This is a genomic window from Enterococcus sp. HMSC078F03, assembly GCF_001811595.1.
Lineage (GTDB): Bacteria > Bacillota > Bacilli > Lactobacillales > Enterococcaceae > Enterococcus > Enterococcus faecalis.
The window spans coordinates 13,257-28,714 of the sequence record NZ_KV805588.1 but is presented as its reverse complement, the minus strand read 5'-3'; the positions used below and the strand labels follow the sequence as shown (position 1 = coordinate 28,714).

The 15,458-nt window shown below is 37.7% G+C and carries 16 protein-coding genes; 13 read left to right on the top strand and 3 right to left on the bottom strand.

The features are described from left to right. Positions 1-14 precede the first annotated feature (14 nt). Entirely contained in the window at positions 15-932 is a 918-nt protein-coding gene (gene rnhC / locus HMPREF2810_RS11160; RefSeq protein ID WP_002382224.1) for a ribonuclease HIII, read from the bottom strand. A gap of 218 nt (positions 933-1,150) precedes the next feature. Between rnhC and HMPREF2810_RS11155 the strand changes: the two genes are divergently transcribed. From HMPREF2810_RS11155 to rbfA, 8 genes are all read left to right on the top strand, one after another. After that, the gene (locus HMPREF2810_RS11155; protein ID WP_002419826.1) at positions 1,151-3,571 is read left to right on the top strand and encodes a cation-translocating P-type ATPase; all 2,421 of its coding nucleotides are present in this window, start codon (positions 1,151-1,153) and stop codon (positions 3,569-3,571) included. 141 nt (positions 3,572-3,712) lie between these two features. Continuing rightward, positions 3,713-5,599 carry an Ig-like domain-containing protein gene (locus tag HMPREF2810_RS11150; RefSeq protein WP_010715119.1) on the top strand — a complete coding sequence of 629 codons (1,887 nt, stop codon included), beginning with the start codon at positions 3,713-3,715 and terminating at the stop codon, positions 5,597-5,599. Positions 5,600-5,804: 205 nt separating this feature from the next. After that, positions 5,805-6,278, top strand: coding sequence for a ribosome maturation factor RimP (gene rimP / locus HMPREF2810_RS11145; RefSeq protein ID WP_002357863.1), 474 nt, complete (start codon positions 5,805-5,807; stop codon positions 6,276-6,278). A gap of 143 nt (positions 6,279-6,421) precedes the next feature. Beyond that, positions 6,422-7,621 carry a transcription termination factor NusA gene (gene nusA, locus HMPREF2810_RS11140; RefSeq protein ID WP_002360499.1) on the top strand — a complete coding sequence of 400 codons (1,200 nt, stop codon included), beginning with the start codon at positions 6,422-6,424 and terminating at the stop codon, positions 7,619-7,621. A 20-nt stretch (positions 7,622-7,641) separates the two neighbouring features. Next, entirely contained in the window at positions 7,642-7,941 is a 300-nt protein-coding gene (rnpM, locus tag HMPREF2810_RS11135) for an RNase P modulator RnpM (RefSeq protein ID WP_002363794.1), read from the top strand. After that, positions 7,931-8,236 carry a YlxQ-related RNA-binding protein gene (locus HMPREF2810_RS11130; RefSeq protein WP_002357860.1) on the top strand — a complete coding sequence of 102 codons (306 nt, stop codon included), beginning with the start codon at positions 7,931-7,933 and terminating at the stop codon, positions 8,234-8,236. Before rnpM ends, HMPREF2810_RS11130 begins: the two co-directional genes overlap by 11 nt. A gap of 12 nt (positions 8,237-8,248) precedes the next feature. Beyond that, a complete protein-coding gene (gene infB, locus HMPREF2810_RS11125; protein WP_002419823.1) occupies positions 8,249-10,645 on the top strand; it encodes a translation initiation factor IF-2 in 2,397 nt (798 codons plus the stop codon). A gap of 24 nt (positions 10,646-10,669) precedes the next feature. Continuing rightward, on the top strand, positions 10,670-11,020 hold the full coding sequence (gene rbfA, locus HMPREF2810_RS11120) for a 30S ribosome-binding factor RbfA (protein WP_002360497.1): 351 nt from the start codon (positions 10,670-10,672) through the stop codon (positions 11,018-11,020). Positions 11,021-11,392: 372 nt separating this feature from the next. Here rbfA and HMPREF2810_RS11110 read toward each other — a convergent pair whose 3' ends face one another. Together HMPREF2810_RS11110 and HMPREF2810_RS11105 are read right to left on the bottom strand one after the other, a co-directional pair. Beyond that, positions 11,393-11,878 (bottom strand): ImmA/IrrE family metallo-endopeptidase, encoded by a 486-nt coding sequence (locus tag HMPREF2810_RS11110; protein WP_002382232.1) that lies wholly within the window; start codon positions 11,876-11,878, stop codon positions 11,393-11,395. Positions 11,879-11,912: 34 nt separating this feature from the next. Next, positions 11,913-12,395 carry a helix-turn-helix domain-containing protein gene (locus tag HMPREF2810_RS11105; protein ID WP_048942138.1) on the bottom strand — a complete coding sequence of 161 codons (483 nt, stop codon included), beginning with the start codon at positions 12,393-12,395 and terminating at the stop codon, positions 11,913-11,915. 217 nt (positions 12,396-12,612) lie between these two features. Here HMPREF2810_RS11105 and HMPREF2810_RS16105 point away from each other — a divergent pair, with 217 nt between their 5' ends. The 5 genes from HMPREF2810_RS16105 (at position 12,613) to HMPREF2810_RS11080 (ending at position 15,295) form a co-directional block, all read left to right on the top strand. Then, the gene (locus HMPREF2810_RS16105) at positions 12,613-12,747 is read left to right on the top strand and encodes a hypothetical protein (protein ID WP_002360495.1); all 135 of its coding nucleotides are present in this window, start codon (positions 12,613-12,615) and stop codon (positions 12,745-12,747) included. Positions 12,748-12,792: 45 nt separating this feature from the next. After that, on the top strand, positions 12,793-13,548 hold the full coding sequence (locus HMPREF2810_RS11100) for a DnaD domain-containing protein (RefSeq protein WP_025192213.1): 756 nt from the start codon (positions 12,793-12,795) through the stop codon (positions 13,546-13,548). An 18-nt stretch (positions 13,549-13,566) separates the two neighbouring features. Next, a complete protein-coding gene (locus HMPREF2810_RS11095) occupies positions 13,567-14,409 on the top strand; it encodes an ATP-binding protein (RefSeq protein ID WP_010715123.1) in 843 nt (280 codons plus the stop codon). Positions 14,410-14,475: 66 nt separating this feature from the next. Then, entirely contained in the window at positions 14,476-14,868 is a 393-nt protein-coding gene (locus HMPREF2810_RS11085) for a hypothetical protein (protein WP_002360492.1), read from the top strand. 19 nt (positions 14,869-14,887) lie between these two features. Next, a complete protein-coding gene (locus HMPREF2810_RS11080) occupies positions 14,888-15,295 on the top strand; it encodes a RinA family phage transcriptional activator (RefSeq protein ID WP_002360491.1) in 408 nt (135 codons plus the stop codon). The last annotated feature ends 163 nt before the right edge of the window (positions 15,296-15,458 follow it).

The following is a 15,458-nucleotide window of genomic DNA, read 5'->3' as shown; positions in this document are numbered from 1 at the left end:
GCTTGGTGTTTATTTTATAGTAACTTTTGGGCTTTTTGGGTGTTTGCAAAATGCAGCTTCGCGTAATTCGCTAATAAGTCTAGGCCGCCTTTTTTCAAAATACGGGCGGCTACTTGGTCTGATTTGCTGCCAGCACCAGAGGGCACAGAGAAACCCAATTCTGCAGATTCTTTGTCTAACTCTTCTAAAAAAGCAGCGCGGCTAATAATAGAGGCGGCAGCAACGGCAACATGATACTGCTCTCCTTTAGTGACGAAGAACAATTTTTCAGTGACTTGATTTTTTTCATTACGAACATATTTCCGATAGTTATTTTCAGGGGTGAATTGGTCAATTAAAATCCCTTCTGGCTTTGTGGGAGCCAATTCTTGTAGCAACAGATAAATCGCTTGGTTATGCAAAGCGACTTTCATGTGTACAGCATTGTAGTTTGGTTGGATCTCATTGTATTTTTTTGGTTCAACGATTAATAACTTGTAAGGAATCAGTTCTTTAATGACATGTGACAATTGAATAATTTGTGGGTCGGTTAATTCTTTGGAATCACGAACACCCAATGCTTTTAGTTTGCTAATCATGCTTTTGTCAACATAGGCAGCACAGACAGTTACAGGACCAAAATAGCTACCATTACCGACTTCATCGGAACCTATCACAGACCAGTTGCCAAAATCAGCAGGCAGTGTAGTAGTCTGGGCAGAAACTTTTTTCTGTGGTGTGGTACTCGTTCCTTCCCAACGAGCGGCCTCTTTTTCAGCTTGAGGTCCCTGAAACATGACTTTACCTGATTGATAAGCAGTGATGGTAGTGGTGCCAACCTTGGCCACAAAGACAGTATAAGGGACCGTTTTATTTAAACGATTGGGTTGATAAACAGTGGTCATCTCTGCTAATGTTTTTTTACTAACTTTAATTACGTGATTCTGTGCCATCAATTGTTCCTCATTTCTTGATATTTCTTCTTTACTATAGTAAAGGAAAAACAAGTAAATGAAAAGGTTTTGCGTTAGCTTGTTCCTGAAAATGACAATGTTTAGGAAATGTATAATTTTTTTCTATAGTTGGACGCTAGTTGTTATCTAAATTTTTATTCAGTGCTATACTGTGGGAGAGAAGGAGACGATGAAAGAGTCGACTAGAACAAGGGGTGATGTGTTTGAGAAGAAAAAAAGAAATGCAAGAAAATGAACCAATAGCAGTGACTGCTAACGCGGAACGCTATTATCCAGAAGATAAACAAGGCTTGACGGCCGCACAAGTTGAAGAAAGAAAGCGAAAAGGCTTAGTCAATGCTGCCGTCGATACAGAGTTTATCACAACGAAACAGATTGTTATTAATAACGTATTTACGTATTTCAACTTAATTTTTGTGGTACTAGGTGTGTTATTAATGCTGGTACAATCTTATAAAAATATGACCTTTTTGCCAGTAGTAATCATTAATACGGTCATTGGAATTTACCAAGAAATTAAGTCGAAGAAAGTATTAGATAGCTTAAATATTCTAAACGCTACAAAAGTAACCGTTGTGAGGGATGGCCAAGAACAAGAAATTTCGCCAGATGAACTGGTTTTGGACGATGTGGTGCTCTTTAAATCTGGTGAACAGATTTCTGGGGATGCAATTGTCTTATCTGGTGAAGTCCGTGTGAATGAATCCTTGTTAACTGGGGAATCTGATGAGATTACCAAAGTAGCAGATAGCCAACTTTTGTCAGGTAGCTTTATTGTGTCAGGTTCTTGTTATGCAAGAATTGATAAAATTGGCGCTGAGGCCTATGTTCATCAATTGACGCTTGAAGCGAAATCAATTAAAAAAGGGGAACAATCAGAGATGGTCGGTTCCATTAACCGTTTGGTGAAATGGGTAGGGATTATTATTATCCCGATCGGCTGTGTTCTATTTTTCCAAAGTTATTTCATCAACCATCAAGGGCTTCATGACAGCATTGTCTCCATGGAAGCTGCTTTGATTGGGATGATCCCGGAAGGGTTATACCTTTTAACAACCGTTGCATTAGCTGCCAGCACAATGCGCTTAGCGAAGCGCGGCGTTTTATTGCACAACATGAAAAGTATCGAATCTTTAGCGCGTGTTGATGTGTTATGTGTAGATAAAACAGGAACAATTACTGAAAACACGATGGAAGTCCAAGAGTTGGTTCCTGTGGTGAGTATCGAAAATGATGGTACAGACTTAACCAATGTCGAAAAATTAATTGGCGATTTTTGTCGAACAATGTCAGCTGACAACGATACGATGAAAGCTATGAAAGAATTTTTTGTTACTAATAATCAGAGGGAAGCCGTTAGCTATACCTCGTTTTCGTCTGTCGAAAAATTTAGTAGCGTGACTTTCCCGGAAGCGACGTATATTCTTGGGGCGCCAGAGATGATTTTGAGAGACAATTATGAAATGTATCAATCTGAAGTGGAACATTATACAAGTCAAGGCTATCGCTTATTGGTGTTCGGAAAGTATTTAGGAGAATTTCAGGAAACGTTGGCAGCAGAGGTTCAACCTCTAGGCTACATTCTTCTTTGGAATCCGATTCGTAAAGAAGCCAAAGCAACTTTTGAATATTTCGCTGAACAAAATGTGGCCATTAAGGTCATTTCTGGCGATAATCCTTTAACAGTATCCAATGTAGCACAAGCGGCAGGCATTATTGGTGCTGAAAATTATGTGGACGCGCGAACATTAACTACAATGGAAGCCCAGACAGAAGCTTTAGAAAAATACACCGTTTTTGGTCGTGTCACGCCAGAACAAAAGAAACAATTTGTACTATTGTTGAAAAAATTAGATCATACAGTGGCGATGACAGGGGATGGAGTCAATGATATTTTAGCCATGAAAGAAGCAGATTGTAGTATTGCCATGGCTTCAGGAAATCAAGCTACAGCACAAGCCTCGCAAGTTGTGTTGTTGGATTCTGATTTTTCAACGATGCCGGAGGTTGTCTTTGAAGGCCGCCAAGTAGTTAATAACATTGAACGCTCTTCAAGTTTATTCCTTGTAAAAAATATTTTCTCCTTGCTAATGTCTGTCTTTGCTATGATTTTTGCCGTGACATATCCTTTACAACCGACACAAGTCACATTGATTAGTTTATTTACAATTGGTATTCCTTCGACATTTCTAGCTTTGGAACCAAATCATCGTCGCATTGAAGGAAAATTTCTTTTCAATGTGTTATCAAAAGCAATTCCTGGTGGGTTAACGGATATGTTGGTAGTCGGTGCCTTACTAATTTGTGGTGATATTCTTGCACTTCAAAAAACGGACATTTCAACGACTGCAACATTGTTGCTAGTTTCAGTCGGCTTTATGGTTCTTTATAAAATTAGTTCACCAATGAATCGTTACCGCAAGCGCGTAATGATTGGCTGTTTAATCGGAATGGTTCTTACAAGTATTTCCATGAAAAACTTGTTCTCGTTAACTTCGGTATCGCCAACAGCCTTGTTACTTTTAGCCATTCTTTTCTTTGCAGCAGACTCAACTTTCCAACATTTATCAACCATTTCTGAAAAAGTTCAATTATGGTTTTATAAGAAAAGACATTAGAAGCAAAACACCGAACCAAAATTATTTTGGTTCGGTGTTTTTTGTTTTTTATTGTTGGGAAAAATAAAAACACTTGTACCTAGTTAATCCTTGATAGTATAAACCTAACCAATTATTTTAGATAGGAAGGATTGAATAAAAATGAAAAAAAGAAGTTTTGTCTATTGGGGAATGTTTTTCATTCTTTTGTCGACGCTGATAACGCCTTTTCTGAAACTTGAAACAGGATATGCGCAAACGGAACCAACTAGTACCAGTGAAACCAATCAAATTTCTGCTACGCCAAACGTAGTGCCGCGTAAGCAAGTGGGCAACATTGTGACAGCGATTCAGCTAACGGATAAAGAGGGAAACCCACTTGGGACCATTAATCAATATACAGACATCTACCTCCGAATTGAGTTCAACTTACCGGATAATACCGTTAATAATGGGGATACGAGTGTGATTACTTTACCCGAAGAGCTACGTCTCGAGAAAAATATGACCTTTAATGTAGTAGATGATACAGGTGCTGTGGTTGCAATCGCACAGACCGATGTAGCAAATAAAACGGTCACGTTAACGTATACAGATTACGTAGAAAACCATGCCAATATTAGTGGGTCTTTATATTTTACAAGTTTGATTGATTTCGAAAATGTCGAAAATGAATCCAAGATTCCTATTTACGTCACGGTTGAAGGGGAAAAAATATTTGCTGGCGATCTTGATTACCAAGGTGAAGGCGATGATGTTAACGAAAAATTTAGCAAGTATTCATGGTTTATCGAAGATGATCCAACCGAAATTTACAATGTACTACGGATTAATCCAACAGGGCAAACGTATACTGATTTAGAAGTGGAAGATGTGCTAAAAACAGAAAGTTTAAGTTATATGAAAGATACTATGAAAATTGAACGAGGACAATGGACACTGGATGGAAATGCTATTTGGCAGTTCACGCCAGAGGAAGATATAACTGGTCAGTTGGCTGTCCAGTATGGTCCTGATGACCGTAATTTTTCGGTGCATTTTGGTAATATTGGGACTAATGAATATCGTATCACCTATAAAACCAAAATCGATCATCTTCCCGAAAAAGGTGAAACCTTCACAAATTATGCAAAATTAACAGAAAATCAAACGGTGTTGGAAGAAGTCGAAGTGAGTCGTGTCTCACAAACGGGTGGTGGAGAAGCCAATGGTGAGCAATATGTTGTTGAAATCCATAAAGAAGATGAAGCGGGCCAGCGTTTAGCAGGTGCAGAGTTTGAACTCATTCGTAACTCAACCAATCAAACAGTGGCCAAAATCACAACAGATCAAAACGGAACAGCGATTGTTAAAGGCTTGTTAAAAGATAACTATACTTTAGTAGAAACCAAAGCACCTATTGGTTACCAACTTTCGCAAAACAAGATTCCAATAACACCTGAAGACTTTGGTAAAAACTTAGTTGCACTGAAAACTGTTGTGAATCATAAGATTTCATATCAACCAGTCGCTGCTTCATTTTTAGCTGAAAAAGTTCTTTTAGGAAAACCACTGAAGGATGCTGAATTTCAATTTGAATTGTTAGATGAGAAAGGCACAGTACTAGAAACGGTTAGTAACGATACTTTAGGGAAAATTCAATTTTCACCATTAACCTTTGAAACTCCCGGAAACTATCAATACACCATTCGGGAAGTAAACACGCAACAGACAGGTGTTTCCTACGATACGCATAATCTTCAAGTTCAAGTAACCGTCGAGGTACTTTTAGGAAATCTCGTGGCGACTATTCAGTATGATGGAGGTCAAGTATTTACTAATCACTATACGCCAGAAAAACCTATAGAAAGTACCACGCCACCAACGAGTGGGACAACAGATACTACCACGAATTCAACCACAGAAACTACTTCGATAACCATTGAAAAACAGGCGATTCGTAATAAAGAATTGCCAAAAACAGGAGAAACAAAAGAAAACGCGTTTCTTTTCTTAGGTAGCCTTCTTTTGATTCAAGGAGTATTTATCTATTTTAAAACGAAAAAATAATCGCTTAGATAGTTTCAGTAATCGAGACAAAATGTGCAAATTTCGAGAGATTTAGCTTGTTCATTTGAGTTTGGAATGGTTCTGTGCTATACTATCTTTAGCGTAATGATACTAGTTGGGAGTGAGCGGATTTCTGCTCACTCTTTTTGATGGAAAAGTCATCAGGACACGGTTCGTTACATCAATCTCGAAGGAGGCGAAAATTTTGAGTAGTGCTGTGGAAACTGTAACAAAGTTAGTCACACCAATCTTAGAAGAACAAAATTTTGAACTTGTGGAAGTAGAGTTTGTTAAGGAAGGAAAAAATTGGTTTTTACGAGTATTTATCGATAAAGAAGGTGGCATTGATATTGAGGAATGTGCCTTTGTCAGCGAAAAATTAAGTGAAAAACTAGATGCAATGGATCCAGATCCAATTCCGCAAGCGTACTTTCTGGAAGTTTCTTCTCCGGGAGCAGAACGTCCGTTAAAGAAAGAAAGCGATTATGAACAAGCGGTAGGCAAGTACATTCATATTTCTCTTTATCAAGCAGTTGATGGAGAAAAACAGATTGAGGGTACCTTAGTCCATCTTGATTCAGAACAATTAACATTAAGTGTAAAAATTAAAACCAGAGTGAAGGAAATGACTTTTGAACGTAAAAATATCGCAAAAGCTCGTTTAGCCATTCAATTTTAATCAACAGACTCGAATGTAAAAAAGGGTCCACTAAAAGTTTTACTTTTAGCCGGGCCTGTGACAAGTTTTAACGAGAAGTTTTTCCCTTGGAAGAAGAACCACTCGTTCAGCTTTAACGAATCCATAGGAGGAAAAGAAAAACAATGAGCAAAGAAATGTTAAATGCATTAGACGTATTAGAAGCTGAAAAAGGGATTCCTAAAGATACGGTGATTGAAGCGTTACAAGCAGCTTTAGTTTCTGCATATAAAAGACATTATGGACAAGCAAGCAACGTCGAAGTTGAATTTGAACCAAAAAAAGGCAATATTCACGTGTATGCTGTCAAAGAAGTAACAGAAGAAGTATTTGATTCACAATTGGAAGTTTCATTAAAAGATGCCGTTGCATTAAATGGTGCATATGAAATCGGCGACAAAATTCGTTTTGAAGTTACGCCAAAAGACTTTGGCCGCATTGCTGCCCAAACAGCAAAGCAAGTAATTTTACAACGTGTCCGTGAAGCAGAAAGAACAATTATTTATAATGAATTTAGCGAATACGAAAATGACATCATGCAAGGAATTGTTGAACGTCAAGATCGTCGTTATATTTATGTAAACTTGGGTAAAATCGAAGCAGTCTTATCAAAACAAGATCAAATGCCAAATGAATTTTACCAACCGCATGATCGGATTAAAGTTTACGTATCACGTGTTGAAAACACATCAAAAGGCCCACAAGTTTTTGTAAGCCGTAGTCACCCAGATTTATTAAAACGTCTTTTTGAACAAGAAATTCCAGAAGTTTATGATGGAATTGTTGAAATCGTAAGTGTCGCTCGTGAAGCTGGCGATCGTTCAAAAGTAGCTGTTCGTTCAACAGATCCTAATATTGATCCAGTGGGTACCTGTGTCGGTCCAAAAGGCCAACGTGTCCAAGCGATTGTGAATGAATTAAAAGGCGAAAATATGGATATTGTGGAATGGAACGAAGATCCAGCTATTTATATTAGTAATGCCTTGAATCCAGCTCAAGTATTAGATGTTATTTTTGATCCAGAAAATAGCAAAGCATGTACAGTCGTTGTACCTGATTATCAATTGTCATTAGCAATTGGTAAACGTGGTCAAAATGCGCGCTTAGCTGCTAAATTAACGGGCCATAAAATTGATATCAAATCAGAATCTGATATGGCTGAATTTTATGAACAACAAGCCAATCAAGAAGTTGCCGAAGTGGCAGAAGAAATGGATGAAGCAATTATCCATTCAGATATGACGGCAGATGATTACGAAAACTTGGCTACTGAAGAAGCAGTTGTTGAAGCAGAAATTACAGAAGAATTACCTGAACAAGAATAACGTTTTTGGAGGGTGAAAAAATGAAAAAGAGAAAAATTCCAATGCGTAAATCGGTTGTTTCAGGCGAAATGAAACCGAAAAAAGAATTAGTCAGAATTACTCGCTCCAAAGAAGGTGAAGTGGCCTTAGATCCAACTGGTAAATTACCTGGACGTGGCGCTTACGTTGATTTGGATCCTGCGGAAGTCCAAAAAGCTTGGGATAAAAAAATTCTTGATCGTGTCTTAGAAACAAAATTAAGTGATGAATTTTATCAAGAACTATTGGATTATGTAACACATCAAAAAGCCCGCAAAGAGTTGTTTGGCGATGGAAAATAAAACCAAAATTTTGAACCTTTTAGGTTTAGCAATGCGCGCCGGTAAATTAGTCACAGGTGAGGAATTAACCCTTAAAGATATTCGTGCAAACAAAGCGAAATTTGTGTTTGTTGCACAAGATGCCAGTGAGAATACTAGAAAGAAAATCAAGGACAAAAGTTCTTATTATAATGTTCCTGTTAGCGAACTGTTCAGTCAATTCGAGCTCAGCCAAGCGATTGGGCGACCACGAATGGTTATCGGAGTAACTGATGCAGGATTTGCCACCAAAATCAAGGAATTACTAAAAGGTTAGGAAGGTGATTGCATGGGAAAAAAAAGAATTTATGAACTAGCAAAAGAAATGAATAAAGCAAGCAAAGACGTTGTCGATAAAGCGCATCAATTAGGTATGGATGTTAAAAACCATATGGGCGCAATTAGTTCCGAGCAAGAAACAAAGCTTCGTCAAGCATTCGGAGGAGGAAGTACCGTAAATACTCAATCAAAAGCAACAAACAACCAAAAGCAACAAACAACACAAAATAAACCAGCCAATAAGAAACCAATGAACAATAAACCTGGTGAACAAAGAAATAACCAAAATCGTCCAAAAAACCAATCAACGAATGGACAACAAAGAAACAACAACAACCAAAATCGTCACGGCCAAAGCAACACACAAAACCGTAGCAATCAAACAAATACAAACAATCAAAACCGCAATACCCAAAACAATAACGGTTCTACAACGAATCAAAATCGGACCAGCCAAAATAACAATGGCGGGAACAACCAAAATCGTGGCGGCCAAAACCGTAACAACAATTTTGGTGGCGGTCAAAATCGTAATAACCGGAATAACTTTAATAACCAAAACCGCAATCGTTTCAACAAAAAAGGGAAAAAAGGCAAACATCAACAAGAATCAGCGAAGCCAGCAGTACCAGCACGTAAATTCCGTGAATTACCAGATGTTTTAGAATATACAGAAGGTATGAACGTGGCGGATATTGCGAAAAAAATCCACCGCGAACCAGCGGAAATCATCAAAAAATTATTTATGATGGGTGTCATGGTTAACCAAAACCAAGCCTTAGATAAAGATACAATTGAATTATTAGCTGTGGACTATGGCATGGAACCGCAAGAAAAAGTCCAAGTTGATATTGCGGACATTGATAAATTCTTCGAACCGGAAGCAGTTGTTGAAGAAAACTTAACCACACGTCCCCCTGTTGTCACAATCATGGGACACGTAGACCACGGGAAAACAACATTATTAGATACATTGCGCCATTCTCGTGTGACTTCAGGTGAAGCGGGCGGAATCACGCAGCATATTGGTGCCTATCAGTTAGATATTGATGGCAAACCAATTACGTTCTTAGATACACCAGGACATGCGGCCTTTACTAGTATGCGCGCGCGTGGTGCCAGCATCACTGATATTACCATCTTAGTTGTTGCAGCGGACGATGGAGTAATGCCACAAACAATCGAGGCGATTAACCATGCGAAAGCGGCAAAAGTGCCAATTATTGTAGCAGTTAACAAAATTGATAAGCCTGGTGCGAACCCTGATCATGTGAAACAAGAATTAAGTGAACATGAATTAATTCCTGAAGAGTGGGGCGGAGATACGATTTTCGTCAATATTTCAGCGAAATTCAATCAAAACATTGATGAGCTATTGGAAAATATTTTATTGATTGCTGAAGTAGAAGACTTAAAAGCTGATCCAACGCAAAAAGCAATTGGAACAGTGATTGAAGCGCGCTTAGATAAAGGTAAAGGTCCGGTTGCGACATTACTCGTTCAACAAGGAACTTTACATGTTGGTGATCCAATCGTTGTTGGTAATACTTATGGACGTGTTCGTGTGATGACCAATGACATGGGCCGCCGTGATAAAGAAGCAGGACCCGCAACTCCTGTGGAAATTACCGGATTAAATGATGTTCCTCAAGCGGGTGATCGTTTTGTGGTCTTTGAAGATGAAAAAACAGCACGTCAAGCAGGGGAAGAACGGGCTAAACGTGCGTTGCTTGAACAACGTTCAGCAAGTAGCCGTGTGACATTGGATAACTTATTTGAAAGCCTAAAAGAAGGCGAATTAAAAGAAGTTAATATCATTGTCAAAGCAGACGTACAAGGATCTGCCGAAGCCGTTTCAGCAAGTTTACAAAAAATTGATGTAGAAGGCGTTCGTGTGAAAATTGTTCACGCGGCAGTTGGGGCCATCAATGAAAGCGACGTAACTTTAGCCGCAGCAAGTAATGCGATTATTATCGGCTTTAACGTTCGCCCAACACCACAAGCGAAACAACAAGCAGAACAAGAAGAAGTTGATATTCGTTTACACCGTATTATCTATAAAGCCCTAGAAGAAATCGAAACAGCGATGAAAGGGTTATTAGATCCAGAATTTGAAGAAAAAATTACGGGTCAAATGACGGTTCGTGAATTGTACAAAGTATCTAAAGTTGGCACAATCGCTGGCTGTTATGTTACAGAAGGCTTTATTCGCCGCGATAGTGGCGTGCGTGTCATTCGTGATGGTATTGTTATTTATGAAGGTAAATTAGCAAGCTTGAAACGCTTTAAAGATGACGTGAAAGAAGTCAAACTTGGTTTTGAATGTGGCGCTATGATTGAAAACTTCAATGATTTACGTGTAGATGATGCGATTGAAGGCTTCATTATGGAAGAAATCAAACAATAATTTTAGTAATTGGAGGAAGACACTATGGCAAATTATCGTGACCGTCGTGTAGGTCAAGAAATCATGCGTGAAGTGAATGATATCTTGAACAAACGCATCAGAGATCCACGCGTCCAAGGCATCACTATTACAGATGTTCGTGTGACCGGTGATTTACAACAAGCAACGATTTATTACAGCTTGTTATCTGATTTAGCTTCCGAACAACAAAAAGCTCAACAAGGCTTAGACAAAGCCAAAGGACTGATTCGTAAAGAATTAGGACAACGGTTAACCTTGTATAAAACACCAGAGTTGATTTTTGAAAGAGACGAATCTGTCCAATACGGAAATCACATTGATGAGTTGATTCGTAAGTTGAATCAAGGTGAATAATTAAAAAGAAAAAGCACACCAGACGAATGGTGTGCTTTTTCTTTTCATGATTTCTTGATAAAATAGTCATGGAGGTGCAAAGATGAAAAGAATTGTTGTTTTCTATAAAAATGGAGATCGTTATTTAAAAGAAATGGGTTCAGGCAAGAGTTCCCTGTACTTTTTTCTTTTCTTCTTTGTACTACATAGTATGCGGGAACATATTATTCAGTTCATCGGATTTTGGCCGTCATTTATATTCGTCCTCATACTTGTCCCAAATCTTATGCTTGGCGTCGGACATATTAACCATTGGTACAAAAACCGCTCTTGAATTTTCCAGAATACTTTTAAGCATGGAACAAAATCCTTATTGATTTTGTTCCATGCTTTTTAAGTTAACCCAGTATTTAATACCATCACAGAATAATCCCTAAATTCAAAAATCCGTCCTTTATAAAGATAAGTGGCGCCATACTTTTGTCGATAGTACGTAATCACATTTTTTAATGTTTCAACATCGATTTCCAAAAATTCAGCACAAGAATAATGGTTACTTAAGCCAGCTTCAGAGCAACGAATTAAATCGTCTAATGTAACTAATTGCTCTAAGGCCACATTGCGAGCTTTCAACTCTTGCTTCCGATTTTCTGTACAATTTTGATTTAAAATAGTGCCAACGGATGTTTGATAATGCCCGTATTCCTCGGCTAAAATGTTCTTCTTTTGACGGGTACTCAATGTTTTTTCAATATAAATTTTGCCATTTCGATACAACCCATAACAACCTGTTTGATTGTATAAATCAATTTCTAAAACCGTCACATCCTTTTGAATGGAACTGACGAGTTTTTCATAATCATTCACTTTACCATTCACCTGCCATTACTTAATAAAAAGAGTAGATGGGAAGTTAATCCTCTTTTTTGTCAGAAGAAATCGATTGTTGATATTTGACATCAATTTCATCCAAGTAATCGTGAATTTTCTCGATTTCTTCTTTTGAAAATATCTTTTCTGGATCCCCAGCGTGGGCAGCCAGTGTCATTTCGTCACGGCGAGGGAATGAGAGAATTTCTGCTTGCGTTTGTTGTTCGTGTAATTGTTGTTCGGCAAATTGATAAACGATGGCTTGTCGTTGGGGCTCTAATTTTTTATAAATGCGGTCGATAGTTGAGGCATTTTTTTCCATGGGAACTTCTTGCCCCATCAACCAGGCCTCATTAATGTCTAATGCATCTGCAATGCGATAAACTTTGTCTTGTTTTGCTTCGTAACGACCAGCTAGCCAATCGCTGATTGAAGATTTACCGATGCCAGTTTTTTTCGCTAAATCACTAGGTTTGATGTTCTTGGCTGTTAAAGCCTCTTTTAAACGGATAGCAAAAATGTTCATATTTCCGAACCTCCTATTGCCTCAAAGTATACTATACCTGTTTAGAGAAGGCAAGTAACAATCGCAATTAAAATCACCGGTTCATAAAACCGAACTTACGAGTTGACAGTGAAAATATTTGGTGCTAAGATAGAGCCATTCAAATGTTCGGTTAACTGAACAAATTTTTTCAAGCAATTTGTTCGGAAAACCGTATCTTTGTAGAAAGGGTGAAGAAATGAGTCGGAACTATAAAAAAACGTTGTCGGATATGTTACTTTTAGCAATTATTTTATTAATAAGCAGTGTCTCAATAAAAATTGGGGCCATCGTGATTGGTATGATTGGCCTCATGGAATTACTGACAGAGTAACAATAATTTAGTTAAAAGGAGAGAAGCGGATTGGCAGAACGACGCATGTTTGCAAAAACGATTATTGATAGTGATGCGTTTTTAGATATGCCCTTATCAAGTCAGGCTCTGTATTTTCATTTAGCGATGCGTGCCGATGATGATGGATTTATCAATAATCCCAAAAAATTGCAGCGAATGGTCGGTTGTGGGGAAGACGATCTAAAATTGCTAATGGTTAAAAAATTTATTCTAGTATTTGAAAGTGGTGTGATCGTTATCAAACATTGGAAAATTCATAATTATATTCGCAGTGATCGTTACAAACCAACCTTGTATCAAGAAGAGAAAAATCAGATTGTTGAAAAAAATAGCAAAGCTTATACGTTTAAAGCAGAATCGTCTGTCAGTGGTCAACCAGCTGACTACCAACGGTTACCACAGGAAAGCATAGGCCAGTCTAAGTTAGGTCAGAGTCAAGGTAGTAGTTCGGAAAACGATTGTTTAAAGACGATTTATCATTTTTATGAGGAAAACGGCTTTGGCACACTGGCCTCAAAAACAAGCCAAGATTTTAAGTATTGGTTGCAAGATTTTATACAAAAAGGGGCTAGCCAAGAGGAAGCATGCCAATTAATCTTGCATGCTTTAGGAATTGCCATCGATCGAAATAAACGGAATTATGGCTATGTAAATGCTATTTTGAAAAGTTGGGAGCAACAAAATTATTTATCCGTACATGAAGTTCTAGTAAATGATAAAAAACAAGTGTCGGAGCATGCGCTGCAAATGACAGAAGAATATCAAGAGTTAGGTTTTTAAAGAAAGGAGGAAATCAGTATGCATGCGACAGATCAAACTTTTCAAATACTATTGAGTCAATTGTTAGAAAAAGTTGAAGACCGTTGTCCTGAATGTGGCAGTGAACAATATGTTTGGCAACAAAAAAATAAAGATGGCACAGAACGTTGTGCCCCAACTTGTTGGTCGTGTGGGTATAAAATGCTAAAAAAACATGAACACGAAGCCACTCAGCAACGTTCTCAAGAGAGTTTTATGGCGCGTACACAAAAATTTTTTCATCAAGGGTCCTTAATTGCTGATGATGCGCTACGGCAATGTCGCTTAACCAATTACCAAACCACTGAATTAGAAACAAGACAAGCAAAAGAACGGGCCTTAGCAGCAGTTTCAGCGATTGTTGAAGGAAAGCCAATCCATGTTATTTTTTCAGGGAAACCTGGTGTTGGTAAAAGTCATTTGGCTATCAGTATTTTAGTTGAAGTCTTAGAACGCTCTGCATATCAAAAGTATTGTTTATTTGTCAGCTACTCTGAGTTATTAGAAAAACTAAAAATGTCCATGAATGAGTCGGCCAAAAGTCAAGCAAAGGCTCAAGCGTATATTACTAGAATGAAAAAAGCAGACGTTTTGGTTTTAGATGATTTAGGTGCTGAATTAGGAATTAAAAATAAAGTTAGTACGGATTTTAACAATGACATCTTAAACCGAATTTTAGAAGCTAGACAGAATAAAGCAACTATTTTTACTACTAATTTTTCTGGAAAACAACTGGTGGAGGCCTATGGAACACGCATTATTTCTCGTCTAATGAAGCATGCCAGTGGTTATGTTTTCCAATATAAAGACACAACAGACAAACGAATGAGGAGTGTGAAATAAATATGTTAACAATTATTATTGGGTTTATCTTTTGGACAATGACACTGATGTTAGGTTATCTAATTGGTGAAAGAGAAGGCCGTAAACATGAGTAATTTAACAAAACGTAAAAAAGATTTATTTGAAATGAAAAGCGTTGTATTTAAAGATATTTCAAAGCAACAAAGCGAAAAAGCACAAAAAAGAAAACGACTCTTACAACTAATGAATCAATATCCCGATTGGGCAAGTCAAAAAAATAAACTTATTATGCAGGAAATTCAAGAATTAGGACAAGCAATCGGTAATTGGTCGATGGATCAATCAAGACCCATCCAATCCATCAAGGCCGCATCGTTTACAAAAAGCGAGTATCTCTATTTAATTTGGCTCGGTTATTCAGATGAAGCGATTCGTCACGGCTTAGACATGTCGAAAGAGTGTTATTTTATTTATCGATTAACACTTTTAAATGAATAAAAGTAAAGGAGATTAACCAATGCGTACGTCAACATTTAATTATATCAAAGATATTTTAGCAGACTTTTATAAAACAGATGAATATATCCGTCAACGGGAAGAAGAACTACGGCACCCTTATCAAGAAGCAGATTTAAATGCTGGTATTAGAGGACAAGGACTTCACTCTGTAGTGACCGAACGAATGGCGATTACGATAGCTATGGATCGTCGTCTGTGGAATTTAGAGAGAAATCGAGACATTATCAAAAATTGTTTAGCTGAAGCGGATGAACAAACGCGCGTGATTATTGAAGAACTATATATGAAAAAACGGCCCTCTTTAACATTAATTGGACTTGCCCAGCAATTATTTATTAGTAAAAGCCAAGCCTATAAATTAAGAAATCATTTCTTTGAAGCGGTGGCGGATGAACTAGGGATGTAAACATGGAAAAAGCGTGGAATTTTTTCAGGTGTCAACATGGTAAATTAATAGTGTCGAAAGAGATAGATAAACGTGAGGCAATCAAAAAAATGAAGACACGGAATTCTATGATTTTGACTGCTTTCTTGTGTCAGCTATGAAGGAGCAGAAAATGCCGGCTACT

What these genes read in the sequence shown, in the direction of transcription:
- rnhC (WP_002382224.1), bottom strand. Translation starts at nt 932, where the DNA reads ATGGCACAGAATCACGTAATTAAAGTTAGTAAAAAAACATTAGCAGAG.
- HMPREF2810_RS11155 (WP_002419826.1), top strand. Translation starts at nt 1,151, where the DNA reads ATGTGTTTGAGAAGAAAAAAAGAAATGCAAGAAAATGAACCAATAGCA.
- HMPREF2810_RS11150 (WP_010715119.1), top strand. Translation starts at nt 3,713, where the DNA reads ATGAAAAAAAGAAGTTTTGTCTATTGGGGAATGTTTTTCATTCTTTTG.
- nusA (WP_002360499.1), top strand. Translation starts at nt 6,422, where the DNA reads ATGAGCAAAGAAATGTTAAATGCATTAGACGTATTAGAAGCTGAAAAA.
- rnpM (WP_002363794.1), top strand. Translation starts at nt 7,642, where the DNA reads ATGAAAAAGAGAAAAATTCCAATGCGTAAATCGGTTGTTTCAGGCGAA.
- HMPREF2810_RS11130 (WP_002357860.1), top strand. Translation starts at nt 7,931, where the DNA reads ATGGAAAATAAAACCAAAATTTTGAACCTTTTAGGTTTAGCAATGCGC.
- infB (WP_002419823.1), top strand. Translation starts at nt 8,249, where the DNA reads ATGGGAAAAAAAAGAATTTATGAACTAGCAAAAGAAATGAATAAAGCA.
- rbfA (WP_002360497.1), top strand. Translation starts at nt 10,670, where the DNA reads ATGGCAAATTATCGTGACCGTCGTGTAGGTCAAGAAATCATGCGTGAA.
- HMPREF2810_RS11105 (WP_048942138.1), bottom strand. Translation starts at nt 12,395, where the DNA reads ATGAACATTTTTGCTATCCGTTTAAAAGAGGCTTTAACAGCCAAGAAC.
- HMPREF2810_RS16105 (WP_002360495.1), top strand. Translation starts at nt 12,613, where the DNA reads ATGAGTCGGAACTATAAAAAAACGTTGTCGGATATGTTACTTTTAGCA.
- HMPREF2810_RS11100 (WP_025192213.1), top strand. Translation starts at nt 12,793, where the DNA reads ATGTTTGCAAAAACGATTATTGATAGTGATGCGTTTTTAGATATGCCC.
- HMPREF2810_RS11095 (WP_010715123.1), top strand. Translation starts at nt 13,567, where the DNA reads ATGCATGCGACAGATCAAACTTTTCAAATACTATTGAGTCAATTGTTA.
- HMPREF2810_RS11080 (WP_002360491.1), top strand. Translation starts at nt 14,888, where the DNA reads ATGCGTACGTCAACATTTAATTATATCAAAGATATTTTAGCAGACTTT.